The sequence below is a fragment of the Halorientalis regularis genome, assembly GCF_023698535.1.
Taxonomy (GTDB): domain Archaea; phylum Halobacteriota; class Halobacteria; order Halobacteriales; family Haloarculaceae; genus Halorientalis; species Halorientalis regularis.
Window position 1 is genome coordinate 112,644 of record NZ_JALJCL010000006.1, and the last position, 22,772, is coordinate 135,415.

At 66.2% G+C, this 22,772-nt stretch carries 25 protein-coding genes and 1 tRNA gene; 11 read left to right on the forward strand and 15 right to left on the reverse strand.

The window, feature by feature from the left end; genetic code table 11:
* The first annotated feature begins 91 nt into the window (after positions 1-91).
* The 4 genes from MU521_RS09360 (at position 92) to MU521_RS09375 (ending at position 5,703) form a co-directional block, all read left to right on the forward strand.
* Positions 92-724 (forward strand): hypothetical protein, encoded by a 633-nt coding sequence (locus MU521_RS09360; protein ID WP_139171105.1) that lies wholly within the window; start codon positions 92-94, stop codon positions 722-724.
* Between the two features lie 72 nt (positions 725-796).
* Complete coding sequence (hmgB, locus tag MU521_RS09365; protein ID WP_092691665.1) at positions 797-2,140, forward strand: hydroxymethylglutaryl-CoA synthase; 1,344 nt, start codon at positions 797-799, stop codon at positions 2,138-2,140.
* 189 nt (positions 2,141-2,329) lie between these two features.
* Positions 2,330-3,550, forward strand: a complete 1,221-nt coding sequence (locus MU521_RS09370) for an MFS transporter (RefSeq protein WP_092691668.1) — start codon at positions 2,330-2,332, stop codon at positions 3,548-3,550.
* A 740-nt stretch (positions 3,551-4,290) separates the two neighbouring features.
* The gene (locus MU521_RS09375; protein WP_092691670.1) at positions 4,291-5,703 is read left to right on the forward strand and encodes an alpha/beta hydrolase; all 1,413 of its coding nucleotides are present in this window, start codon (positions 4,291-4,293) and stop codon (positions 5,701-5,703) included.
* Positions 5,704-5,722: 19 nt separating this feature from the next.
* Here MU521_RS09375 and MU521_RS09380 read toward each other — a convergent pair whose 3' ends face one another.
* Complete coding sequence (locus tag MU521_RS09380) at positions 5,723-6,430, reverse strand: helix-turn-helix domain-containing protein (protein WP_092691673.1); 708 nt, start codon at positions 6,428-6,430, stop codon at positions 5,723-5,725.
* Between the two features lie 92 nt (positions 6,431-6,522).
* Between MU521_RS09380 and MU521_RS09385 the strand changes: the two genes are divergently transcribed.
* Entirely contained in the window at positions 6,523-7,164 is a 642-nt protein-coding gene (locus MU521_RS09385) for a metal-dependent hydrolase (RefSeq protein ID WP_092691675.1), read from the forward strand.
* On the opposite strand, the gene MU521_RS09390 is transcribed toward MU521_RS09385, so the two are convergent.
* On the reverse strand, positions 7,161-7,718 hold the full coding sequence (locus tag MU521_RS09390; RefSeq protein WP_092691678.1) for a DUF7978 family protein: 558 nt from the start codon (positions 7,716-7,718) through the stop codon (positions 7,161-7,163). The genes MU521_RS09385 and MU521_RS09390 overlap by 4 nt on opposite strands.
* A gap of 161 nt (positions 7,719-7,879) precedes the next feature.
* On the opposite strand from MU521_RS09390, the gene MU521_RS09395 reads away from it, so the two are divergent.
* The gene (locus tag MU521_RS09395; RefSeq protein WP_092691680.1) at positions 7,880-9,397 is read left to right on the forward strand and encodes a replication factor C large subunit; all 1,518 of its coding nucleotides are present in this window, start codon (positions 7,880-7,882) and stop codon (positions 9,395-9,397) included.
* A gap of 21 nt (positions 9,398-9,418) precedes the next feature.
* Here MU521_RS09395 and MU521_RS09400 read toward each other — a convergent pair whose 3' ends face one another.
* A complete protein-coding gene (locus tag MU521_RS09400; RefSeq protein WP_092691683.1) occupies positions 9,419-9,928 on the reverse strand; it encodes a COX15/CtaA family protein in 510 nt (169 codons plus the stop codon).
* 119 nt (positions 9,929-10,047) lie between these two features.
* Between MU521_RS09400 and MU521_RS09405 the strand changes: the two genes are divergently transcribed.
* Complete coding sequence (locus MU521_RS09405) at positions 10,048-12,306, forward strand: NADP-dependent malic enzyme (protein ID WP_092691685.1); 2,259 nt, start codon at positions 10,048-10,050, stop codon at positions 12,304-12,306.
* 219 nt (positions 12,307-12,525) lie between these two features.
* Here the strand turns inward: MU521_RS09405 and MU521_RS09410 are convergent, their stop codons facing one another.
* Both MU521_RS09410 and MU521_RS09415 read right to left on the reverse strand, forming a co-directional pair.
* Complete coding sequence (locus MU521_RS09410) at positions 12,526-12,921, reverse strand: hypothetical protein (protein WP_139171106.1); 396 nt, start codon at positions 12,919-12,921, stop codon at positions 12,526-12,528.
* 152 nt (positions 12,922-13,073) lie between these two features.
* On the reverse strand, positions 13,074-13,715 hold the full coding sequence (locus tag MU521_RS09415) for a ribonuclease H family protein (protein WP_092691690.1): 642 nt from the start codon (positions 13,713-13,715) through the stop codon (positions 13,074-13,076).
* Between the two features lie 120 nt (positions 13,716-13,835).
* Between MU521_RS09415 and MU521_RS09420 the strand changes: the two genes are divergently transcribed.
* Positions 13,836-14,381, forward strand: a complete 546-nt coding sequence (locus tag MU521_RS09420) for a CBS domain-containing protein (protein WP_092691691.1) — start codon at positions 13,836-13,838, stop codon at positions 14,379-14,381.
* A gap of 3 nt (positions 14,382-14,384) precedes the next feature.
* On the opposite strand, the gene MU521_RS09425 is transcribed toward MU521_RS09420, so the two are convergent.
* From MU521_RS09425 to MU521_RS09450, 6 genes are all read right to left on the reverse strand, one after another.
* The gene (locus tag MU521_RS09425) at positions 14,385-14,645 is read right to left on the reverse strand and encodes a DUF8028 family protein (RefSeq protein WP_092691694.1); all 261 of its coding nucleotides are present in this window, start codon (positions 14,643-14,645) and stop codon (positions 14,385-14,387) included.
* Between the two features lie 254 nt (positions 14,646-14,899).
* Complete coding sequence (locus MU521_RS09430) at positions 14,900-15,169, reverse strand: helix-turn-helix domain-containing protein (RefSeq protein WP_092691697.1); 270 nt, start codon at positions 15,167-15,169, stop codon at positions 14,900-14,902.
* Positions 15,170-15,205: 36 nt separating this feature from the next.
* Positions 15,206-15,637, reverse strand: a complete 432-nt coding sequence (locus MU521_RS09435) for a DUF8009 family protein (protein WP_092691700.1) — start codon at positions 15,635-15,637, stop codon at positions 15,206-15,208.
* 44 nt (positions 15,638-15,681) lie between these two features.
* A complete protein-coding gene (locus MU521_RS09440) occupies positions 15,682-16,650 on the reverse strand; it encodes a methyl-accepting chemotaxis protein (RefSeq protein WP_092691702.1) in 969 nt (322 codons plus the stop codon).
* Positions 16,651-16,742: 92 nt separating this feature from the next.
* Complete coding sequence (locus tag MU521_RS09445) at positions 16,743-18,359, reverse strand: bacterio-opsin activator domain-containing protein (RefSeq protein ID WP_092691705.1); 1,617 nt, start codon at positions 18,357-18,359, stop codon at positions 16,743-16,745.
* 81 nt (positions 18,360-18,440) lie between these two features.
* Positions 18,441-19,145, reverse strand: coding sequence for a 5-formyltetrahydrofolate cyclo-ligase (locus tag MU521_RS09450; RefSeq protein ID WP_092691710.1), 705 nt, complete (start codon positions 19,143-19,145; stop codon positions 18,441-18,443).
* Positions 19,146-19,254: 109 nt separating this feature from the next.
* Here MU521_RS09450 and MU521_RS09455 point away from each other — a divergent pair, with 109 nt between their 5' ends.
* Positions 19,255-19,428 carry a hypothetical protein gene (locus MU521_RS09455; protein ID WP_175452840.1) on the forward strand — a complete coding sequence of 58 codons (174 nt, stop codon included), beginning with the start codon at positions 19,255-19,257 and terminating at the stop codon, positions 19,426-19,428.
* 222 nt (positions 19,429-19,650) lie between these two features.
* Here the strand turns inward: MU521_RS09455 and MU521_RS09460 are convergent.
* Positions 19,651-19,791 (reverse strand) — tRNA-Met (locus MU521_RS09460).
* Positions 19,792-19,848: 57 nt separating this feature from the next.
* Positions 19,849-20,019: a hypothetical protein gene (locus tag MU521_RS09465; protein ID WP_175452847.1), complete on the reverse strand. Its 171-nt coding sequence runs from the start codon at positions 20,017-20,019 to the stop codon at positions 19,849-19,851.
* A gap of 347 nt (positions 20,020-20,366) precedes the next feature.
* Here MU521_RS09465 and MU521_RS09470 point away from each other — a divergent pair, with 347 nt between their 5' ends.
* Entirely contained in the window at positions 20,367-21,428 is a 1,062-nt protein-coding gene (locus MU521_RS09470) for a DUF7115 domain-containing protein (protein WP_092691716.1), read from the forward strand.
* Here the strand turns inward: MU521_RS09470 and MU521_RS09475 are convergent.
* Positions 21,425-21,787 (reverse strand): DUF5830 family protein, encoded by a 363-nt coding sequence (locus tag MU521_RS09475; protein WP_217630142.1) that lies wholly within the window; start codon positions 21,785-21,787, stop codon positions 21,425-21,427. The genes MU521_RS09470 and MU521_RS09475 overlap by 4 nt on opposite strands.
* A gap of 83 nt (positions 21,788-21,870) precedes the next feature.
* On the opposite strand from MU521_RS09475, the gene MU521_RS09480 reads away from it, so the two are divergent.
* A complete protein-coding gene (locus tag MU521_RS09480; protein WP_092691722.1) occupies positions 21,871-22,539 on the forward strand; it encodes a TVP38/TMEM64 family protein in 669 nt (222 codons plus the stop codon).
* Here the strand turns inward: MU521_RS09480 and MU521_RS21810 are convergent.
* On the reverse strand, positions 22,533-22,691 hold the full coding sequence (locus tag MU521_RS21810; RefSeq protein WP_175452848.1) for an HVO_2523 family zinc finger protein: 159 nt from the start codon (positions 22,689-22,691) through the stop codon (positions 22,533-22,535). The two genes, MU521_RS09480 and MU521_RS21810, sit on opposite strands and share 7 nt — an antisense overlap.
* Positions 22,692-22,772: the final 81 nt, after the last annotated feature.

Below are 22,772 nucleotides of genomic sequence, written 5' to 3' on the forward strand. Positions count from 1 at the left end.
TCGCGTATTTCACTGGCGGATACGTTCGGAAACGACACTCTCGGCCCGATACGCCCGAAAGCATCTTTGCGCTGGGTCCGAATGCTGACCTATGAGAGGGTTGTCGCGTCGCCGGTTCGGGCTGGCCGTTCTGTCTGTACTCTCCGCCGGCTGTGTCAGCGAGCAGTCGTCCCGAGACGACGGAACGACCGAACGGGAGGCAGGGGCCCCCAAGGCGGAACCGCAGCCGACGACCACAGTCGATCGAGCGACCGACACCGCTGTCCAGTCCGAGGCCGAGACTGAGACGACGGCCGAGGGGGGACCGGAAGCGCGGTTCACCGTCGGCGACCGACAGCGTCGATCCCGGACGACTGGCGGAGAGTTCATGCTCAACGAGGACACCTACGAGAACTTCGCGGTGACACCCGAAACGACCGCAATTCTCACCTACGATATGATCGTTCGGCGCGGTCCACCGGTCGACGTTCTCGTGTTCAGCCCCGAGGAGTTCGGCGCGTTTCAGCGCGGGCACCGCGCGCGTCACCTGGGCGAAGTGAGTACTTTCCACACGACGAACGTGGCCAACAAGACGGTGACCGTCCCGCCCGGCGAGTACCAGATCGTCGTCAACAATACTGACTGGCCACGGGCCATTCCGAGCGGTGGCGAAGAGTACTCCCAGCTCGAAGACGACGCCTTCGTCGATTTCGAGATCCAGTGGGAACCGGCCGATACACCGTAGTGATCGATATTTTCGACAACTGTCGATAGTTTAGTCGACAATATATTATACCACGTTCACCGAGATGTAGGTATGACAGCGGTCGGCATCGACGCCGTGGAGATCAGGACGGGGAAGTTAGAACTGGACCTGGCGGAGACGTTCGCGCCCGCGAAGGGCGAGTCGCCGGAGAAGTACACGAAGGGACTGGGCCTGCACGCCAGTTCGTTCCCGGACGCCTACGAGGATATCGTGACGATGGGGGCCAACGCGGCCCACCGGCTGATGGAGCGGAAGGGGCTCGAACCCGACGACGTCGGCCGGATCGACGTGGCGACCGAGAGCGCGTTCGACAACTCCAAACCAGTCTCGACGTACATCGCGGGCTGTCTGGAGCAGGTGTACGACGGTGACTTCCACCACGCGAACAAGGGCGAACGGAAGTTCGCGTGCGTCGCGGGCACCCAGAGTATCGACGACGCGTACAACTGGATTCGCGCGGGCCGACACCGCGGCCGGAAGGCCATCGTCGTCGCGACGGACACGGCGCTGTACGCCCGTGGCGACCCCGGCGAGGCGACCCAGGGCGCGGGCGCGGTGGCGCTGTTGATCGGCGAGGACCCGGATCTGGTGGAACTGTCGCCCGAGCAGGGCTTTGGCAGCGCCGACGAGACGGACTTCCTGAAGCCGAACCAGCAGTTCCCCTCGGTCGACGGGAAGCGGTCGGTGCAGGTGTACCTCGCACGGATGCGCGAAGCCGTCGAGGACTTCGAGTCGGTGTGGGGTGAGATCGAACCAGAGGACTTCCAGCTGGTCCCGTTCCACACGCCGTTCCCGGGCATGGTCCAGAAGGCCGCACTGCTGGGCTTCCGGCACATGACCCGGAACACGGGCATCGAGGAGGCACTGGCCGCGGAGATCGGTCGCCAGCCCCGGCCCGAAGCGTTCGACGACGAGGACGCGTTCCGGGACGCCATCAGCGAGTACACGGACAAGCTCAAAGAAACCGAGACCTACGCCGAGTGGTACGACGACGTGATCGAACCCACGCTCACGATCTCCCGCCAGGTCGGGAACTGGTACACCGGCTCGGTCCACGTCGCCCGGATCAGCAGTCTCAAGCAGGCGCTGGAGGCTGGCGAGGACCTGACCGGCAAGCGTCTGCTCGTCGGCTCCTACGGCAGTGGTGCACAGGCGGAGATCCACGCCGAGACCGTCCAGCCCGGCTGGGAAGCGGAGATCGCCGAGCTGGACGTCGACGAACAGCTCGAATCGCGGTACTCCATCTCCTTCGAGGAGTACGAACACATCCACGACGTACACAACCACGACACGGACACCCAGGCCGACGCTGAGGAGTTCACGACGCCCGAAGAAGAGTTCGTCTTCGACGGGTGGGGCCGCATGGGCGAGCGGAAGTATCGCTACGTGGAGTGATTTCGGTGGACCGGACGCGAACGGAGTGAGCAAGCCGCTACGAACTGGTATTTTCGAACCTGATACGCCCAATTTGTCAATTCAGCGCCAGTGTCGGCCGATCCTATCAAATTTCGCCGTCCAGTCGAAAGTATTGATAACGATAAAATTAACGAGGGATTCAAATCGGATGGGGGACTACTCCGGGGTATGGCACATCCAGCGGAGAGCGCGTTCGTGGGCGCGATCATCGGCCTGGTCACGGCGCTGATCGCGTTCCCGACGCGAGTCGGACGATTGCTCGCGCCGGCGGGCGGAGCCGTCGTCGAGGGGATCCGCTGGACCAGCGAGACGCTCCCTTACTGGGCGTTCATCCTGACGATCTTTCTCGGGACGCTGATCGTCGCCGTGGTCGTCGCCTACGAGTTCGCCAGGGTCGGCTACGCCGCGGTCCGACGGGCCGGCCCCCGGACGAAGCGGATCATCCGCTTCGTCACGCCGAACACACCCATCGGGAAAGCGGCCTTCGCCTTCTGTTTCACAATCCTCTTTCTCATCGGCTCGGTCTGGGCGCTCCCGTACGTGATCGGGGACCTCGGCGAGAACAGCGCCGTCAGCAACGCCGGCAACTTCACCAGCGGGGACGACCCCAAGAGCGCGCTCGAAAACGCCAACGACCGCATGAACGACGTTCTCTCCGGCGACGTTGCGGCCCAGGGCGGTGCCGAGGGCGCGAGCGACGACGAGCGCGCCTACGACCGGCCCCGGCCCGACGGCGACGGGGACCGGCTGAAGGATAGCTGGGAGCGAGCCGGCGAGACACCCGGCGGTGCGGAACTGCCCGACGCCGACCCAGACCGCATGGACCTGTACGTCCAGTTCGACTACGGCAGTTACACCCACCCGCTCTCCCAGCGTGAACGGCAGGCGCTCAAGCAGGTCTGGGCGGACATGCCCGTCGAGAACCCCGACGGCTCGACCGGCATCACCCTCCACATCGACGACGAACGCGACGACGGGTACGGCGGCGCCATCGGCGCCGAGGTGTCCGTCTCCGGCGAGCGCGTCGAAGACGTCCACCAGTACTACACCGCCCAGAACCTCGGCCCACGGCGCTGTCACTACCACCAGGTCGTCGTCGGCGAGGTCCGCGGTGGCAGTCAGGTCGGCTTCGCCAGCGCGCCCGGCTTCGGTAGCGTCGTGGACGACGAACGCCGCGCCTACGACGGCGACGTTCCCTTCCGCGTCCACGTCATCACCCACGAACTCCTCCACAACGTCGTCGGCGAAGTCGACGGCGGCACCCACACCAGCGAGGGCTGGCTCTCCCCGACGGTCGACGCCGACGAGGCGTTCCTCTCGGACGCCGCCAAGGAGGAACTGAACGACGGGCTGGCCGGGTCGGGGTACTATCAGCAGAACCTCTGCTAACACACCCGTTTCCGTCCAGCGGTGGGCATCACCCACCCCAATCTGTACAGCCGCCACCGAGATCAGCGTGCGAGAGAGCGTGTGGATCGTTGCACGGAGCGTACGCGCTTCCTCCCACGGCTAAAGCCGTGGGCATCCGCGCTGTATCCGCTGTGAAGTCACCGAGCGATATCCCTTCGTTTAATCTAGAGGGCACTGTCGCAGAGCACGCAGTGACGAGGAAGGTTGCCACTCGCCCGCGAGAGACACCGGATTATGTCGAGAGACGAATTCAGCACCAAACAGGAAGAGCAGATAAAACGATACGTCATCTGGACCGCTGTCACAGTAATTGCGGGATTTATCGTATTGTATGTCGTCTGATGGACTCTCGCCCGACCGATGTCCAGAAACAGTTGGTCGCGTCGCAAAGCGGTCTGTGATTTGTCGCTGGGACTCTCGCTCGGGAGACCGCGGCTCGTTGCTGACTTGCACGATCGGTGGGGCAGTTCGTCGCGGAACGACTGGGAGTGTCCGGGTCGGCTTACCATCGACCGAAGTCGGAGCGCTATCTCTGATCCCGCCGCTGTCCGGTGTATCCGCTGGCTCTGTCGTCGCTCGCTGACCTCACTACGGCTCCGGTGAACCGGTCTCACACGGCCACCAGTATCGGTCACTCACAGCCAGTCGCGGCAGTGTTTCAGGGTACGAAACACTCTACCGGTATTGATGCATCTTCCCGGGTGCATACAGTATAGACGATGACGTCCCCCGACAGGCGGACCTTCCTCGGCAGTCTCGCGAGTATCGTCCTCGCCAGCAGTTTCGCGGGGTGTAACGAGTCGACGGACAACGCGCCGACCGCCGGAGTGACTCCGACCGAATCACCCACCGAGACGGCGAGTCCGACCCCAACAGACGCCGCCACAGCGCAGGCGTTCGTCAGTGACCTCAGCGATGGCGCATACGGGCGAGCACGCGAGCGACTCACCACGGACGCCGCGACTCGGTTGTCGGCGAGCACGCTCGAGCGACTCTGGCTCGGACTCACCGCACAACACGGCGCTTTCCGAGAGGTTGTAGGCGCCAAGCGTACGACGGAGACGGGGCGTCCAGTGGCCATCGTGACCGCTCGCTGTGACGAAGCAGACCAGTCCGTGCGATGTACGTTCGATGACGTGGGAGATATCGACACGGTTCGGTTCCCGGCGGAGTACAGTCCGCCGGCCTACGCGGACGAGTCGGCGTTCACGGAACGCACGGTCACCGTCGAGGGGACCGGGTGCTCACTCCCCGGGACGCTCAGCGTTCCCGGAGGGGTCGCTGGAAGCGCGGGCGGACGTGCGGATGCTGATGGCAGGACGGTTCCCGGGGTCGTCCTCGTTCACGGCAGTGGGGCGCACGGCCGTGACGAGACGATCGGTCCAAACAAGCCGTTCAGAGACCTGGCGTGGGGACTTGCTACTCGTGGTGTAGCGGTCCTGCGCTACGAGAAGCGGACGGCGGCCTGCGACGTCCCACCTGGCGACCGGGATATCGACAACATCGTCGTCGAGGACGCCGTTCGGGCGGTTGACCTGCTCGGCGCACAGGATGAGATCGACCCGGACCGACGATACGTCGTCGGCCACAGCCTCGGGGCCACCTGCACGCCGCGGATCGCCGAGCGGACGGCCCTCGCAGGCGGGGCGATGTTAGCCGCAAACGCCCGGCCGATAACTGCGGTCGTGCGTGATCAGCGACGATACCTCCTCTCGATTACCGGGGAGCTCAGCGAGGCGGAGAAGGAGAAGATCGCGGCCCTCGACGAGGCACTCGTTCGGATCGAGAACGGCGGCGTCGCCCCGGACGAACGAGTCATGGGTCTCCCGGGGTCGTGGTGGTCGAGTCTGCTCGCTTACGACCAGGTCGCGACAGCAAAGCGCGTCGAGACGCCACTGGCGTTCTTCCAAGGCGGGCGCGATTATCAGGTCACCGAGGAAGACGACTTCGCACAGTGGCGGTCCAACCTCGGCGACGCCGCGAACACGAGTACGTTTCTGTATCCGGACCTTTCGCATCTCTTCCAGTCCGGTACCGAGCCGTCGCTGGGTGCCGAGTACAGTTTCCACGACAACGTTGCCGAGTCCGTGGTGACCGACATCGCTGCCTGGGTCGACCGGAGCGGCAGATAGGCTGTCCTCGAACCCACTCTCAGGGCAACTCGCGCATCCCGTCGAGCATCGTCGGCAGGTCAGTGGTCGTCACGGCCAGCGAGAAGCCGTCGATGCGGGCCAGTCGCGGCGCGTGCTCCCAGAGGCTATCTTCGTCCAGTCCGTGGAGGACGATGGCGTTGGGCGTCGGCGTGACGACGCGCATCGCGACCAGCGGTGACTCCCCGCGCGTGACGTTCGTGAAGACCAGCGCCCGGTTCGTGGACTGCCCGTAGAGCCGGTAGAACTCCTCGCTGGAGAGTCGGGTGATCGCCTCGATGCTGTCGATGACGGTGTGGCCAGCGACGGTCGTCTGTGCGCCCTCGACCAGTTCCGTCGCGCCGATGGCGTCGTAGTACCGGTCTATCGGGATCGTCGCCGGGTACTCCCGGAGGTCGTGGACGATCTCGCTGTCGAATCCCGCCGAGAGTACCCGCGCGTGCTGGCGGATGCGCCCGCCGCCGCGGGCCTCGTCGATGTCCAGCAAGGCGCCGACGATGCGGTCGACGACGCCGATGCCGGGGCTCTGTCGGCGACCGCTCTCGTAGTCGGAGATTACGGAGGAGGAGACCTCCAGCGTGTCGGCCAGTTCGGTCTGGGACACGTCGAAGTCGGTCCGCCACTTCCGGAGGGTCGCCCCCGGGTCGTCGCTGAGCGTGATCTCGCCGGCGATCTTCTCGGCGAGTTCACGGCGTGGCCCACGTCCCATGTCGCCAGTGGACGCACTCGAGGACTTTAACGTATCGGCACAGCAGAGAGGTCACCGGAAGGGATTTGCCCGGACGTTCCCTGGACACCACTATGCCATCGACGGTGGTGCATCTCGCCTTCGCGGGCATCCTCGCCGCCGCCGTGCTCGGTGACGCCTTCTCCCGCCGAAGTCTCACGGTCGTGTTCGCGGTCGTGATATTCGCCGACCTGGACGTGTTCGTCGGGTTGGCGGTCCCGGGCGCGCACCGCGCGGCCTTTCACACGCTCCTCATCCCCGTCGTCGCCGGTGGCCTGCTATACTCCGACCTGCGCCGCGACCGGCCGTGGCTCACCGACCGATTCGGCGGGCGGGCACCGCGCGTCGCCTGGGTGTCGCTGCTCGCGTTCACGTTTGCGGCGGTCGGGCTCGACCTGTTCACCACGTGGGGTGCGAACCCGTTCTATCCACTGCACGATCAGTTCTACTCCGTCGATGGGACCCTCGAGTACTCCACCCAGCGGGGACTGGTCCAGACGTTCGTCGAAATCGGTACCGATCCCGTCAGCGACGGAACTGGAACGCAGGCACTTGGCACGACGGACAGCTACCACGTCAACAGCGGCGTCGACCCGACCGCCGGAAGAGAGCCCGAAACCGTCGACCGCGTGTTCCCCGTCGCCCAGTCGGGCTGGCAACTCCTCCTCGTGCTCACCAGCCCCGTCGTCCTGTGGGCCCGGGCACGGCAGAACTAGTTCGTCTGGCCGGCGACGACGCTCCCGAGTGCGCCCAGCACGAGCGGATACACCAGCCCTGCGACGAGAATCGCCAGCAGGGGGTCCGGCCCGACCGAACCGGCATCACCCTGAACCTGAACGAGGAACGCACCGACCGCCGCCAGCGGGAGATACCCGGCGACGACCGTCGCGCCCGCCTTCGCCGCCTCGGCCGCGTCGGCCGAGACGTTCCGGCGACGACCCACGGCCAGGCCCGCACCGAACAGCAGGAGGACCGGGAGCAGATACAGAACCGGAGAGATCGTCTCTGACCGGGAGATCAAGTCGACGGTCTCGCCGAAGATGGGCACGTCCACGACCGTCGAGACGAAGTGAGCGTTGTAGAACACCCACCCGACGGCCTGATATGTCAGGTCCTGTCCACCGAACGCCTGGAAGACTTGATTCAGGGCCGATTCGCGAACCTCGCTCCCGACCAGCAGGTACGTGAAGGCGTACCCCAGCAGGTACGCGCCCGCGCCAGCTATCGCTCCCGTTCCCAGCGGCAACCCACCGAACCGATCAGTGCTCATATCTTTCACCTCGTCGGTCCAGGGAAAGTACCTTGTGGCACCACCTTTTTGCCGCGTGTCGCGTTCGCTGGCCGGATTCAGACCCGGAGACGACAGTGCGTGCAAATCCGAAAGCCACCCGCTCCGCAACCCCTAAACGCGGTCCGTTCGTCCTCCCGACAATGAGTGACTGGACGGAGAAATACCGCCCGTCGACCCTCTCGGAGGTCCGGGGCAACGACAAGGCCCGCGACGCCCTGAAGGAGTGGGGGCGGACCTGGGACGAGCACGGGGAGGCGGCCATCCTGCACGGCAGCCCCGGGATTGGGAAGACCTCCGCGGCCCACGCGCTGGCCAACGACATGGGCTGGGAGGTCGTCGAACTCAACGCCAGCGACTCCCGGACCAAAGACGACATCGAACGTCTGGCCGGCCGCGCCGCCAAGAACACGACGCTGGGCGGGACCGGCAAACAGCTCATCATCGTCGACGAAGCCGACAACTTCCACGGCAACGTCGACCGTGGTGGCTCGAAGGCAGTCACGTCTATCGTCAAGGAGGCCGGCCAGCCCGTGGTCCTCATCGCCAACGACTTCTACGAGATGTCCAACACTCTCCGGAACGCCTGCCGAGAGATCGAGTTCCGCGACATCTCGGCGCGATCCATCGTCCCTGTTCTCCGGGACGTGTGCCGCCAGGAGGATATCGAGTTCGAGGACGAGGCCCTGGAAGCCATCGCCGAGTCCAACAGCGGCGACCTCCGGGGCGCGATCAACGACCTGCAGGCGCTCGCCCAGGGCCGGGCGGAACTCCGGGCCGAGGACGTGGTGACCGGCGAACGCGACCGGACCAACGGCGTCTTCGACTACCTCGACACCGTCATCAAGACGGCCGACGCCGAAGAGGCGCTGAAAGCGTCCTACGATGTGGACGAGACGCCCGACGACCTCATCAACTGGATCGAAGACAACATGCCCAAAGACTACGAGGGCAGGGAACTGGCGCGGGCCTACGACTTTCTCGCCAACGCCGACCGCTGGCTCGGGCGCGTGCGGGCGACCCAGAACTACTCCTACTGGCGGTACGCCGGCGACAACATGACCGCCGGCGTCGCCGCCGCCCGCGACGGCGAGAAGGGGGGCTGGACCCGCTACGGCCCGCCGAGTTACTGGTCGAAACTCGGCCGCTCGCGGGGAACACGGGAGAAACGCGACTACGTGGCCCGCAAGATCGCCGAGAATCTGGGGGTGAGCATGGCCACCGCCCGCCGGGAGGTCATCCCACACCTGGCGGCGATGACCCACCACTGCAAGAACCGCGAACTCACCGTGGCGATGACCGCCCGCTACGATCTGGACGCCGAGCACGTCGCCTTCGTCACCGGGTCGGGCGAGGACACGAACAAGGTCCAGGACATCGTCGCGGACGCCGAGCAGCTACGGGAGGAAGCCGCCGTCGAACACTCCGGCGGTGCGTTCGAGGGCGGTCGCGCTGGCGGCACCGACGAGGAGGAGGCGAGCGAGGACGCCGCTGACGGCGACGGTGATGGCGGTGACGAGAGCGACGACGGCGACGGCCAGGCGACGCTCACCGCGAGCGCCGGGGCCGACGAGAGCGACGACGACACCGGCGAGGCGGAGTCGGCCGAAGAAGACGCGAGCGCGGACGATCAGCAGTCGGGGCTGGGCGAGTTTATGTAGCGGCGGCGAAAAGGGGTGACCTCAGAGCCGGACTGGCCCCGAGGAGCCCTCGGCGCTGGCATCGGCGTCCGCGTCGCTCGCGGTGTCGGCCGTGGTGGCGACCCCCTGGAACGCCCAGGCGGTCGTCGCGGTCATGGCCGCGAAGATGGTCAGCGCGGCGGTGTGGTGGAGGACCTGCGCGACGGGTCCGTAGAACCAGATGGTGTTCGCGCCGAGCAGGACCTGCACGGGCAGGACGGCCAGCGCGACGGTCGAGGCCCAGCGGATGTCGGTCCGTGGTTGACGTTTCCAGGCGGCGTAGGTCGTCCCCATGATCATGAAGCCGGTGACCATCGCGACGAAGCGGTGGAACCACTCGACGAAACTCGGCCAGTTGGCCGGGAACAGGCCGAACACGGCCCCGTTACAGAGCGGCCAGCGTGCGCCGCAGGACAGTCCCGCACCGATGGCACCGGTGTAGACGCCGAGCAGGATGAGCGAGAACGTCATCCCGGTCGTCGCCGCGGCGAGGTGGCGAAAGCCCAGTCGCATACTCGCCTCTCAGGTTCGCGTCTACTTATGTTCGGCCTTTCGTTCCCGGGAGATGGGATCGACGAACGTCGAACATTATTTTCGGTTACCTTTTTACGCTGGCAAGGTCCCCATAGTGCATGGGACTAGACGAGGATTCGCTCGACTATCACCGGGAGGACCCCCCGGGGAAGATCGAGATCTCGACGACGAAGCCAACCAACACCCAGCGTGATCTGAGCCTCGCCTACTCGCCGGGCGTCGCCGCCCCCTGCCGTGCGATCCGGGACAACCCCAACGACGCGTACAGCTACACCGCGAAGGGGAACCTCGTCGGCGTCGTCTCCGACGGGACCGCGGTCCTCGGACTGGGCGATATCGGTGCACAGGCCTCCAAGCCCGTGATGGAGGGCAAGGGCGTGCTGTTCAAGCGATTCGCCGACATCGACGTGTTCGACATCGAACTCGAGGACGCCGACACCGAGGAGATGATCCGCTCGATCAGTTCGATGGAGCCGACCTTCGGCGGGATCAACCTCGAAGACATCAAAGCGCCCGAGTGTTTCGAGGTCGAGGGCCGGTTGCGAGAGGAGATGGACATCCCCATCTTCCACGACGACCAGCACGGCACCGCCATCATCTCCGGGGCGGCCCTGCTCAACGCCGCCGACATCGCCGGCAAGGACCTCTCGGAACTGGACATCGTCTTCTCCGGAGCCGGCGCGAGCGCCATCGCGACCGCCCGCTTCTACGTCTCGTTGGGTGCGGAACGCGAGAACATCACCATGTGTGACTCCTCGGGGATCATCACCGAGGCCCGCGCCGAGAACGACGACGTCAACGACTTCAAAAAGGAGTTCGCCCGCGACGTGCCCGAGGGCGACCTCGCGGACGCGATGGTCGACGCCGACGTGTTCGTCGGCCTCTCGGTCGGGGGCATCGTCGACCAGGAGATGGTCCAGTCGATGGGGTCGGACCCGATCATCTTCGCGATGGCCAACCCCGACCCCGAGATCGGGTACGAGGACGCCAAACAGGCCCGCGACGACACCGTCATCATGGCCACGGGTCGCTCGGACTACCCGAACCAGGTCAACAACGTCCTCGGGTTCCCGTTCATCTTCCGGGGTGCACTCGACGTTCGCGCCACCGAGATCAACGAGGAGATGAAACGCGCCGCCGCCGAGGCGCTGGCCGAGCTGGCCCGCCAGGACGTGCCCGACGCCGTCGTCAAGGCCTACGGCGACCAACCGCTCCAGTACGGCCCGGAGTACGTCATCCCGAAACCGCTGGACCCCCGCGTCCTGTTCGAGGTCGCACCGGCCGTCGCCGAGGCCGCCATGGACAGCGGGGCCGCTCGCGTCGAGATCGAACACGAAGAGTACGTCGAGCAACTGGAGGCCCGCCTCGGCAAATCCCGCGAGATGATGCGGGTCGTCCTGAACAAGGCGAAAAACGAGCCAAAGCGGGTCGTCCTCGCGGAGGGCGACGACGAGAAGATGATCCGCGCGGCCTACCAGATGGACGACCAGGGCATCGCCAAACCCATCCTGATCGGCGACCGCGAGCGCATCTGGGCGATCATGGAGACGCTGGCGCTGGATTTCGACCCCGAGATCGTCGACCCCGGCGAGGGAAGTCTCGAACCCTACGCCGAGCGGCTGTACGACCTCCGCAAGCGCAAGGGGATCACCCGCCGCGAGGCCGGCGAACTCGTCCAGGACGGCAACTACCTCGGGAGCGTCATGGTCGAAATGGGCGACGCCGACGCCATGCTGACCGGGTTGATGCACAACTACCCATCCGCTCTGAAGCCCCCGCTCCAGGTCGTCGGCACCGCCGAGGACGCCAACTACGCGGCGGGCGTCTACATGCTCACGTTCAAGAACCGCGTCGTGTTCTGTGTCGACACCACCGTCAACCAGAGCCCCGACGCCGAGGTCCTCTCGGAGGTGACCTGCCACACGGCCGAGCTGGCCCGTCGGTTCAACATCGAACCCCGCGCGGCCATGCTGTCGTACTCGAACTTCGGCAGCGTCGACAACGAGGGCACGCGCAAACCGCGAACGGCCGCCGATCTCCTGCGTGACGACCCGCAGGTCGACTTCCCCGTCGACGGGGAGATGCAGGCCGACACCGCCGTCGTCGAGGACATCCTCAACGGCACCTACGAGTTCTCCGACCTCGACGAACCCGCGAACATCCTCGTCTTCCCCAACCTCGAAGCCGGGAACATCGGCTACAAACTGCTTCAGCGCCTCGGCGGCGCGGAGGCCATCGGCCCGATGCTCGTCGGCATGGACAAGCCCGTCCACGTCCTCCAGCGCGGCGACGAGGTCAAAGACATCGTGAACCTGGCGAGCGTCGCCGTCGTCGACGCCCAGCAAAACGACCACTAGTCACCGTTTTGCCGCTCGGGTTCGTCGCGTCGCTCCGAACCACTCGCGGCAAAAACGTGGAGGAAAAAGATGGGACTCGCGCTCCGTGCGAGTCCCGGGATACCGGCGAGTGACCGCAGGGAACGAGGGGGTGCTCGTCAGAGCGTCGCTCTGACGGTGACCGGCGCGCCGGGGGCGCGCGGACGCTGGACACAGCATCGCCGTGAATTGATCCGGCACTCACTCCGGTCCCAGCGACGCCAGCCGCTTCTCGGTCTCGAAGTAGAACTCGGCGATCACACCCGACCAGAGAAAGGCGAGGACGACGACCGAGACGGCTCCAGGGACGCCGACGGGCGAGAGGAACCTGGCGACGGCCAGCCCCACGGCCAGCAACGTCACCAGGAAGACGTACTCGTCGAGGGGATCCGTGGCCAGCAGTGCGGTGTCGAAGTAGGCGTAGGTCGCACCGACGGTGACCCCGACGACGAGACTGGCCAGGGACAGCGCGACAGGGCCGTCCGGAAACGGACCGCCCCATAGCTCGACGACGACGTAGATCGTCAGCGCGAGTGTCAACACCCCTGCATGTGCGACTGACGCTGCTGGCTCCCAGAACCCCCCATCACTCCCCATTGCCCCATCGTGGCAACGCCCAGCGTGTTAAATCTTTCCGGCTATACTGCCGGATAGCAGTTCGGAACCGTCGGTTTTCGGGAGCGGCAGGAACACCGTCAGTTCCGTCGACAGTGATACACGTCGGATGCAAAATGTGCTGTCCGACAGTATCAGTCGCTGGCACCACGGTCCGACCGCGAGGGCGGTGGGACCTGTTCCTCGGTCGGGTCCTCCGGAATCACACACCGGTCGGGTTCGTGATTGACGTGTGCGTACTGGTCCGGCGCGTTCGCCAGCGGGTGGGCCGGGTTCACGTCACTGGAGATTCGAGCCGCGCGAATCTCGTCGAATCCGTTGATCCGGGCGCGGATGCCCCGCCAGTGGTAGTTCGTCGCCCGCGGGACGGAGACGGCGGGGTTCCAGTCCGCGCCACGGGAATCGAGGACGGCCTGGTTGACGTTACCCGCCAGATCGTCGTGGTCGATCAGGACGCCGATGCGAGCGTCGTCGGGCGCTCGCGCCGCGAGGACGTCCAGCCCCAGGTGGAGTGCGCGGTACTCGGCAACGTTGTTGTCGGGTGCGCTGTCCACGACCGAAAGCCGCGCCACACGCTCCCCGTCGCGTGTCTCGATGACCACGCCGAGACCGCCGTCGGGGTCGTCCCCGCCCCCGACCGCGCCACTCCGGCCTCTGTAGGAACCGTCTGTGGCGAGATAGAAGTCCCGGTGGTGGGTGCGAGGGGGGTGTGCAATGTGTGGCGTCGGCGACTCGTCGAACAGGTCCCGAAGGGACGGCCGGCCGTAAGCGGCCATGTCTCCACTATAGACACGGGACAATTTAAATATATGGGCCTTTCGAGGGAAACGACTGGACGCCCGCGGGCGGGGTCGCCCATCGGAAGGCCTACGGCCGGGCCGGCCGTCCCCCGGGATATGCCCACCGCTCGCGACATCATGACGACCGACGTAGTGACGGTCGCCCCCGACGACGACGTGGCCGAGGTGCTCACGAAACTGGCTCAGGCGCGGTTCAACGGCTACCCGGTCACCGACGGCGACGAACTCGTCGGCATCGTCACGCAGGGTGACCTGGTCGACCTGTTCCAGCCCTCCGACCGGACGCTGTGGATCCCCGTCGGTTTCCCCCCGTTCCTGGAGAGTCTGACCTACGGGATCGACCTCTCGTGGGACAACTTCGACGTGGGACTGGACATGGTCCGCAACTCCGGGAAGTCGATCAGCGACGTGATGACGGCCGACGTAGTGACGGTCGCCCCCGACGACGACGTCGACCGCGTGCTGGACCTCCTGGCCGACCGCGACCGGGACATCAACCGCTTGCCGGTCGTCGAGGACAGCGAGGCGCGAAGCGCCGCTGGCAGCCGGACACAGTCCGGCGACGGCCGCGTCGTCGGTATCATCGCTCGCCAGGACGTACTGCGGGCGCTACGCGACGAGCGAGTCGGAAGCGGGGAGTGAGAGTTAGTCGTGGTAGCGGTGGCCGATGACCGCCGCGACCACGTTCAGGGCGAGCAGGCCGACGAACGCTCCAACGATGGAGCTGCTCCGGAGACCGTAGGCCAGCAGCGGGAGGTAGAGGAAAGGCAGGACGATTGCGGACCAGAAGGCGAGACCGGTTACACCGGCTTTCAGACCGGTCCCGTACTGCGCCAGTGCAGGGCGGACGTCGCTCACTGGCGGGAACAGTTGCCGTTCGTTACTGGAGGGACTTGACGATGCCATCGTGTCGTTCTACTCCCTTCTTGAACAGCCGACCCCTTATAACCGGTCGAGCCTTCGACCCGTTTCGGCTCATTTCACTCGACTATCGGCAGCATCCGGACCTTTCACGACCGCCTCAGATCCGCCTATAAATTTTAAACTTCGATTTGACGCCGTAACTCCGGATTACGGCCCGACATTATTTCGCAGCCAGCTGGGCGGAACGAGTGGGACAGGCCGGGGGTGTAAGACATCGGTTAACACACGCATGATCGCTACTCCGTCGTATCGAGGTCGGCGAGCAGTCGGTCACGGGTCGTCGAGTCGAGGTCGGCGGCCGCGTCGTCGGTGAACGGGGAGGCCAGGAGTGTCGCGAGCGCGCGGTCGGTCTTCTCCCGGATTCGGTCGATGGCTTTCTCGACGGATTCGACGGACTCGTCACGTGCCGCGGCGATCTCGTCGACGGAGTCGTCGTCGTCGAGCATGGCTGCGATCTCTCGTTCGCCGTGGCTCAGAATCGACGAGTGGGGCGTGGCGTCGGTCATATCGGTGGTTCGGAGCGGGCGGCCAAAACGGTGGCGTCAGCCCAGCACGCTGACGGAGACCTCGTGGGGTTCGGATGGGGTGTCGAGCGTGACGGTGTCGGCGAAGTGATCGGTGACGGCCTCACGCCAGTTGGCGACGGCCTCGGCGTGGCGCTCGCGGTGGCGCTCGCGCGTGTACTCGACGGTCGGATCGGTTCGGAGGGCGTCCTCGGTCTCGGCCGGTGTGGGGTAGGCGGGTGCGGACTCGGTGACGAAGGCGTCGGGCTCGACGTGGATCGGCGCGGGTTCGTCCTCGTAGTCGGTGGCACCGTCGCGGTGAATTCGAGCGCGCATCCGCCCACTGAACGGCGGTGTCACGCGCAAGACGGGGTCCTGTCCGCTCCGCCGACCCGCCTCCAGGGCGGTGACTACGTCCTCGGCGTCGACCGCAATCGCGTTGATCGCCGTCGGATCGGCTGACCCGGGCATAGCGGGAACTATCGGCCCACAGTATTGAGGGTTCCCGTCCCCGCTCAGTTCCCGGTCGCGCTTTGCCGTTGCACGTCCGCGATCAGCTCGTCGACGGCCCGGTTGATGTCGACCACCTCGTCGGTCTGATCGTCGAGATCGCCCGTGACCTCTTCGACGGCGTCGACGATCTCGGCAGCGTTCTCGGTCGATTCGTCGATCATGCTGGCGACTTCCTCGGTCGAGGCGGCCTGCTCGTCGGTCGCCGTCGCGACCTCCTCGATCCCGTTGTTGACTTCCCGGACGGTCTCGCTGATCTCTTCGAGGGTGTCCATCGCGTCGTCGACGGACTCGATCCCGCGCTCGATGCGCTCGTTGTTCTGTTCGAGACTGCCGACGGCCTGCTCGGTGTTCTCCTGAATCTCGTCGATCATGGCCTCGATCTCGCCGGCCTGGGTCTGTGACTCGCCGGCAAGGTCTTTGATCTCGTCGGCCACGACCGCGAAGCCCTCGCCGGCCTGCCCGGCGCGGGCGGCCTCGATGGACGCGTTCAGCGCCAGAATGTTGGTCTGGTCGGCGATGTCGTTGATAATCTCGACGATCTCGTCGATCTCCTGGACGCTGTCCTGGATCGTCCGCACGTCCTCGGCGACGCTGTCGGCCGCCGCCTGAATTTCCTCCATCGCGTCGACGACCTCCGCCGCCGAGTCCTGGCTCTCGTCGGCGAGGTCTCGGGCCTCCTTGCTGGCGGCGGCGACCTCCTCCGCCGACGAGGCGATCTCCTCGACGGAGGCCGACAGCGTCGATACCTCGCTGGCCACCTCGGACACCCCCTGGTGTTGCTCGCGAGCCAGATCCGAGATCTCCCGGGTTCGTTCGGCGATATCGACCGAGGAGTCCTCGAGTTCGGCGATCGACGTCTGAATCTCGCTGGCCGCATCGTGGTCGTACCCCGCGTTACGGTCTACATCCTGTTCGATATCGTCTTCTATGTCGTCGTCGATCCCGGCGTCGAGACCAGCCTCACGGGACATTGTGACGGGAGAAAGGCAACTTGCAACAAAACGATGCCTACCCGACTGTCAGCATTGATAATCAGTCGGTCAGCCAGGTTACACGTCCGGCGCTACTGTCGGTCACGCTCGAAGAACGAGTCGAGCAGTTTCCGCTCGGCCACCCGGAGGTGCTGGTGGAAGGTCGAGCGGGAGATGTCCATCATCTCGGCGAGTTCGTCGCCGTCGACGGCGCGGGGCCAGTCGAAGAAGCCGCTGTAGTACGCCGTCCGGAGGGCGGTGAGCTGTCGGTCGGTGAGTCGCTCTTCGAGGCCGGCACGGAACTCCTGTCGGGTCTGAACCGGGCGCTCGTGTTCGTGGTAGCTGGCGAGTTCGGTGCCCTCGTACCGGTCCGCGATCAACTCGAAGAGCGATCTGGCGTCGGCCTCCTGGGAGAGTTCGACGGTAAAGGCCGTCACGCCGCCCTCGCTGGTGACCTCCTTGGTGACCGCACCCCTGTCGACGAGGCGTTCGACGAGCGAGCCCTCGAGCGTCAACTGCAGGAGACAGCCGTCGTCGTGGTCGGCCAGAACCGTCACGTCGGTGACGGCGTCCTGATCAGTCGCGAACGCGCGGACGGCCTCGGGATCACACCCCTCGACGGTGTAGAACTCCCGGAGCGCGCCGTTCGACCCGTAGACAGACCCGGAGTAGGAGAACTGGCAGTCAAGTTCGGTCGAGGCGGCGTTGAGCAGGAGCGTCGGATCGTCGACGGTGAACTCCATCTCGACGATCCGGTCGGCCGTGAGCGTTCGCTTGCTCTCCAGGGCGTCGATGGCGTTGGCGATGGCGCGGCCGAGCGCCTCCAGCACGACCTGTTCGCGCTCGTCGAAGGCGTCGGGGTGGCCCGCACAGACGGTGAGGACACCGTACTCGCTCTCACGGTTCCCGATGGGGACGGATATGACTGCCTCGATCCCGGCATCACCGTAGCGTCGCCCGACGGCAGAGCCGCCGTCGACCGTCGAGACGATGTGGCCGCTCCCGGTCGCGAACGCCCGTGCGCTCGGCGTCGGTGCGTCGGCGTCCAGCGCGACCGCCTCGTCGGCGAGATCCACGTCGGCCGGCCCGGCGGACGCCCGCACGCGGAGTCGTTCCTCCGAGATGTCGGCGCTCCCGATCCAGGCGAACAGGTAGGGGTCGGTGTCGGCCAGTCGCTCACAGACGCCGTGTTCGATCTCGTCTCTGGAGACCGACTCGACGAGCAACCGGGTGATGTCCTGGACGAGGCCATTGATTCGGTCGACGAGGTGTTCGAGCTTCCGGCGCTCCTGCTCGGCCTGGCGGGCGTTCTCCTGGGCCTCCAGTTCGGCGAGCCGCCGGTCCGTGATGTCGATGTGTGCGACGGTCGCGAAGTTGCCGTCGCCGATGGTGAACGGCGTCGCGCGCATCAGGAACCAGCTCTGCTGCTCGGGCGTGTGGCAGGGGTATTCGAGGGTGAACTCCTCACACTCGCCGTCGAGGACGCGTCTGATCCCTCGCACCGCCTCGATGGCGTAGTCGTCCTCGGTCGGATCGACCGAATCGAAGTAGTTGAACCTCTCCGCGTCCGCTTCGGCCCCGGCGGTCCCGTCACCCGCAGTCCCCCAGGAACTGTTAGTGAACAGAATGTGTCCCTCCTCGTCCAGCACAGCGACCTGGCTCGACAGCGTATCGAGGGCTGCCCTGGCTATCGATTCGGTGACTTCCATTCAATCACTTTCGGAACCGCAGACGCATAAAAATCCCCCCGCCGACCCCGGGCCGTGTCCCCCCTCGCCGCTGGGATGGGGTCACTCGGGCGAGACCCGCGAAAGAACCGGAATCTCGGCCCGACGCTCGTCGGAGAGCAAGGCCCAGTCGATGCCCGCCGGGTTCTCGCCACCACCGGTCCGGACCGTCCGCTCGGGCGTCACGACCGGATCTAACGGCACGTCGTGGTCCTCCGTCGGCACGTCCGCGTCGACCAGTTGTCGCTCGTGGACCGTCGTCGCGACCGGCGTCGCCCCGTCGACCAGCCCCAGTTCCCGCAGAACCGCGAACTCCAGGTCACTGTACCCCTCACCCTTGCCGACCCGTGCGCCGTCGGCCGTGACGGCGACGCTCCCCGAGACGATCAGATCGACCGACCGCAGCTCGTCGGGACCGACCTGGACGCCGACTTCGGCCGACCCACCGACTGTCGTCGCGTGGTCGATGTCTTCGATCTCCGCGGGATCGAGCCGCAGAAAACACTTCTCGTCGCGGAGCCGCGGCACGGCCATGTAGACCGTCTTCTCCTGTCGCAGGGCCGCGCGCCGAACCGGAAGCTGTGGCGCGTCCGGGTTGGCCTTGAGCACGTCGGCGTCGGCCCACTCGTCGGTCTCGGCCAGTCGCTCGGCGGCCTCCGCGGCCCCCGCGAAGTTGGGAATCCGCCCGTGTGGCGGGAAGGGGAACCGCGCCTCGCCGCTCTCGTCGAGGTCGTCCCAGACGCGTTCGCGGAGCGTCTCCTTGTCCATATCCGACCCAGCGGTGCCACCGGCTTCAGCCTTCAGGACGACGACGGTGACTTAAACGACCGCAATATGTTCGCACAACAGCTACTCACCAGTCCCGCCACTCGACTGTATGAGCAGCGTTGACAGGACTGATGGGGACGAGGGGGAACGCAGTGCTACGACCGAGCGGGGACGGCCGACCGTGACGGCGATCGCGGGGGCGTCGGACCGGACGGTGTTCACCGAGACGGGTAACACCGACGCATGGATCGCGACCGACTCCGTCAGCGACGTCCAGCGGTAGCGCCCGCTCCCACGCAGCGACGCGAGCGCGAACAGCCGTCTGCTCGGCTTTCTCACCGCGTTCGAGAGGCTGCCGGGGAGGGCTCGCGAACTACGTCGAGACGCGCAAGGCGCGTCTCGCCGCTTGCACGCTCACTGACGTTCGCGTGCAACCTACCGGGTTCTCGCCCACCGCCGGGCATTTCGGAGCAGTCGCTCACACGAGGTTCGCGACGGAAGGAAATGCCCGGGGAGGGCTCCGAACCCTCGATCTCCGCATGTCCCAGGTTCGAGGTTGACGGGCCTCACGGGACCGGGAGCGACGCCGCGCAGAGTCTCGAAAACCCTATGAGTGCGGCGCTATGTCCAGCTAAGCCACCCGGGCTCAGTGTGCACCCGGTGCTAAACGAGTGGTCGTCTTTAACCTTCCCATATCCGGCGGCTATCCCCGCCACTGCATGCGAATCCCACACACGAGAAGCGTCACCGCGACGAGTCCGACGACCAGCCCGAGGCTCGCACACTCGGCGTCCGTGACCCAGAGCCCGACGACGGTCCCTTCGGGCGTGGCTGCCGTCGTTGTGGCCGTGGCGTTTTCGGCGCCGACCGCCACTGGTGGGCCCACCGCCATCCCGACTCGCGTCCGATCGGTCGTCGACTGTTGCGTGGCCGTCGTGGGTCGCTCCGGCGTCGACTCCGTGGGCGTGCTATCGGCCGGTTCCGCCGTCGGTGGAGTCGGCTCGGGCGTTCCCGGGTCGTCGGGTTCCGTGGGGGTGGGGTCCGGTGTCGGCTCCGGTGCGGGCGTGGCCCCGGTGTCGTTCTCCTGCAGCGTGAGTGGTGACGGGGCGTCGGCCGCGGGGGTGACGGCGACGGCGGCGAAGACACCGAGCGAACACAGTGCGGGGACCGACGGGCCACACCACCCGCGGATTTAAGCCACCCGGCAAGTACACAACGATCATGGAGATTCCTGACCTCGTCCGGGACGCGCTCGGGGACGAGGACGTCGAGTTGGGCGTCAACCTCGGTGACGAAGACGTCGTCTGTCTCACGCCGACCCGGACGCTCCTGTACCGGGCCGAAGGGCTGTTAAGCGACGAGAAAGTCCAGGAGTTCCCCCACGACGTGGAGTGGCTGGACGTGGACGAAGGCCGCCGCAAGACGAAGTTCGTCCTCGAGTACGTCGAGAACACGCGCAAATTCGGCGTCCCGAGCAACAGGGACGGCGCGGTGCTGGAACTGCTGTTGACCGGTATCCTCCGTGCCGACGGCGTGACCGACCCCGACGAGTCCGTCGCCGGTGCCTTCCGGTTCAGCGAACTCGTGTTGATCGTCACGGACAAGCGAGTCGTCCGCCACATCGGTTCGGCGGTCTGGACCGAAGATTACGAGGAGTACCCGTTCAGCGACCTCACCGACCTCTCCTTCGAGCAGGGCAACGTCGCCACGGAGGTCGTTCTCGAGATCGACGGTCGGCCCAAACGAATCAAGACCCCCAACGAGCAGTCACGGAAGGTTCAGCAGGTCGTCGAGGACGCCGTCTTCGACTTCTACGACGTGGGCAGTCTGGAGGAACTGAACGCCACCATCGGCGTCGAGGAGAGCGAGAAAGCGGACGACGGCGACGCCGGCGGCAGCGACATCGACATCGGCGGCGGCATCGACCCGCTGGTCTCCGACGACGAGGAGCGGAGTGCGAGCATCGACGGCCCCACGGCGAGTGGCTCGTCCGAGGCTGCCACACAGGCAGAGTCCCAGTCCCGGAGCGGCGACGACAGCGACGCCGCGTCCGAATCGACCGGCCGACAGGAGCGAAGCGCCGACGCCGGCGGCAGTCGGTCGAGCGCCACCGAGACGACGACCCGGAGTCGGCAGTCCGGAGCGGCGAGTCAACGCGACCTCGACGCCGTCGAGTCACAGCTCGCGGAGTTGACGACGGCGGTCGAGCGCCACAACGAGTTGCTCGAACGGCAACAGCGGACGATCAAGCAGTTGATCGAGGAGTTGCGCGAGGGACGCTAGGTCTCGCGGCCAGTGACTTTCCGGATACACGAGGATCCGAACGGGCCGTGTTCGCCCGCGTCGAACGTGATGAAATAGCCCGTCGAGATTTCGGCACTACAGCGTCGACAGGTGAACTCGCCCTCTTTCGTGATCACGTCTGTCTCGAAGCTCACGTAGTCGTGACTCGTCGGGCGGACGGTGCCGTCCTCGCGCTCGACGACACCGCGGGCGACAGCGGTGTCGAGAATCTCGCGCTGGACGTTGGGATCGGTCGTGATCGTCTCGATCCGGTCGAGCGCCGCGGCGACGGACAGGGCGTCGTGTTCGAGGCTGGCGAGCAACTCCAAACCGAGTTCGACCGGGTCCACGTCCTGCACGCCCGACACTGTGACGGCGACCGGATTAAGCGTTGTGAGCCCACCACAAGAGGTATACGGCGCGGGCATCGCCTCTTGTGTAGATGCGAGGCGTGACGCGCCAGCGGTTCCTCGTCGGGTCGATACTCGTCGCCGTGGCGGCCGTCGCGGTCGCCGGTCGGTCGCCGACCGCGGTCCTCCGGTGGGCCGAGAGTCTCGCCGGCCAGCCGGTGCTGTTCGCCGTCGCGCTCGCGGGCCTGTATCTGTTTCGCCCGCTCGCGCTCCTGCCCGTCGCCGTCTGTTCGGTCCTCGTCGGCTACGTGTACGGCCTCGCGGGCATCCCCATCGCGATGGTCGGCGCGGCCGTGACCAACATGCCGGTCTTCCTGCTGGCCCGCTACACTGACATGAGCGGGCGGCTGGCGTCTTGCTTCGAGAGTCACGCCGGCCGGTTCGTCGCCGCGACGGGTGCGTTCCGGAGCGTTCTGGTGGCGCGACTCCTGCCGATTCCCTCGGACGCCGTCTCCTACGCGGCCGGGCTGACACGGGTGCCCGTCCGGTACTACGTCCTCGGCTCGACCGTCGGGGAGATTCCGTGGATCGTCGCCGCAATCCTCGCGGGGCGGTCGATGCACGACCTCACCGTGTCCGGCGCGAGCGTCGGCCTCGACGTGATCGTCGGCCTCGTGGCGCTGGCGGCCCTGTTGCTCGCCGGCCCGGCCTATCGGTACCTCACCGAGGGACAGCGACCGGGCACCGCCGACGCTCAGTAGAAGGTGTCCGCACAGTCGTAGACGACGCCGTGTTCCGGACAGACGTACTTGCAGTGGCGGCTGTACATCGGCCGCTCACACATCGGACAGGGGCGGCCCCCCGAATCGGAGTCCCGACCCTCGGTGTCGACGCCGCCGCTCTCCTCGTCCATGCTTGCCGAGTGAGGGCAGCGCAGGCTTGACTCTTCGGGTCGATCCCGGCCCAATTCTAGAACCATCCCGAACGGAGTTCG

Excerpts from the sequence above, each read along its gene's own strand:
- MU521_RS09360 (WP_139171105.1), top strand. The coding sequence starts at position 92 with ATGAGAGGGTTGTCGCGTCGCCGGTTCGGGCTGGCCGTTCTGTCTGTA.
- hmgB (WP_092691665.1), top strand. The coding sequence starts at position 797 with ATGACAGCGGTCGGCATCGACGCCGTGGAGATCAGGACGGGGAAGTTA.
- MU521_RS09370 (WP_092691668.1), top strand. The coding sequence starts at position 2,330 with ATGGCACATCCAGCGGAGAGCGCGTTCGTGGGCGCGATCATCGGCCTG.
- MU521_RS09375 (WP_092691670.1), top strand. The coding sequence starts at position 4,291 with ATGACGTCCCCCGACAGGCGGACCTTCCTCGGCAGTCTCGCGAGTATC.
- MU521_RS09380 (WP_092691673.1), bottom strand. The coding sequence starts at position 6,430 with ATGGGACGTGGGCCACGCCGTGAACTCGCCGAGAAGATCGCCGGCGAG.
- MU521_RS09385 (WP_092691675.1), top strand. The coding sequence starts at position 6,523 with ATGCCATCGACGGTGGTGCATCTCGCCTTCGCGGGCATCCTCGCCGCC.
- MU521_RS09390 (WP_092691678.1), bottom strand. The coding sequence starts at position 7,718 with ATGAGCACTGATCGGTTCGGTGGGTTGCCGCTGGGAACGGGAGCGATA.
- MU521_RS09395 (WP_092691680.1), top strand. The coding sequence starts at position 7,880 with ATGAGTGACTGGACGGAGAAATACCGCCCGTCGACCCTCTCGGAGGTC.
- MU521_RS09400 (WP_092691683.1), bottom strand. The coding sequence starts at position 9,928 with ATGCGACTGGGCTTTCGCCACCTCGCCGCGGCGACGACCGGGATGACG.
- MU521_RS09405 (WP_092691685.1), top strand. The coding sequence starts at position 10,048 with ATGGGACTAGACGAGGATTCGCTCGACTATCACCGGGAGGACCCCCCG.
- MU521_RS09410 (WP_139171106.1), bottom strand. The coding sequence starts at position 12,921 with ATGGGGAGTGATGGGGGGTTCTGGGAGCCAGCAGCGTCAGTCGCACAT.
- MU521_RS09415 (WP_092691690.1), bottom strand. The coding sequence starts at position 13,715 with ATGGCCGCTTACGGCCGGCCGTCCCTTCGGGACCTGTTCGACGAGTCG.
- MU521_RS09420 (WP_092691691.1), top strand. The coding sequence starts at position 13,836 with ATGCCCACCGCTCGCGACATCATGACGACCGACGTAGTGACGGTCGCC.
- MU521_RS09425 (WP_092691694.1), bottom strand. The coding sequence starts at position 14,645 with ATGGCATCGTCAAGTCCCTCCAGTAACGAACGGCAACTGTTCCCGCCA.
- MU521_RS09430 (WP_092691697.1), bottom strand. The coding sequence starts at position 15,169 with ATGACCGACGCCACGCCCCACTCGTCGATTCTGAGCCACGGCGAACGA.
- MU521_RS09435 (WP_092691700.1), bottom strand. The coding sequence starts at position 15,637 with ATGCCCGGGTCAGCCGATCCGACGGCGATCAACGCGATTGCGGTCGAC.
- MU521_RS09440 (WP_092691702.1), bottom strand. The coding sequence starts at position 16,650 with ATGTCCCGTGAGGCTGGTCTCGACGCCGGGATCGACGACGACATAGAA.
- MU521_RS09445 (WP_092691705.1), bottom strand. The coding sequence starts at position 18,359 with ATGGAAGTCACCGAATCGATAGCCAGGGCAGCCCTCGATACGCTGTCG.
- MU521_RS09450 (WP_092691710.1), bottom strand. The coding sequence starts at position 19,145 with ATGGACAAGGAGACGCTCCGCGAACGCGTCTGGGACGACCTCGACGAG.
- MU521_RS09455 (WP_175452840.1), top strand. The coding sequence starts at position 19,255 with ATGAGCAGCGTTGACAGGACTGATGGGGACGAGGGGGAACGCAGTGCT.
- MU521_RS09470 (WP_092691716.1), top strand. The coding sequence starts at position 20,367 with ATGGAGATTCCTGACCTCGTCCGGGACGCGCTCGGGGACGAGGACGTC.
- MU521_RS09480 (WP_092691722.1), top strand. The coding sequence starts at position 21,871 with ATGCGAGGCGTGACGCGCCAGCGGTTCCTCGTCGGGTCGATACTCGTC.
- MU521_RS21810 (WP_175452848.1), bottom strand. The coding sequence starts at position 22,691 with ATGGACGAGGAGAGCGGCGGCGTCGACACCGAGGGTCGGGACTCCGAT.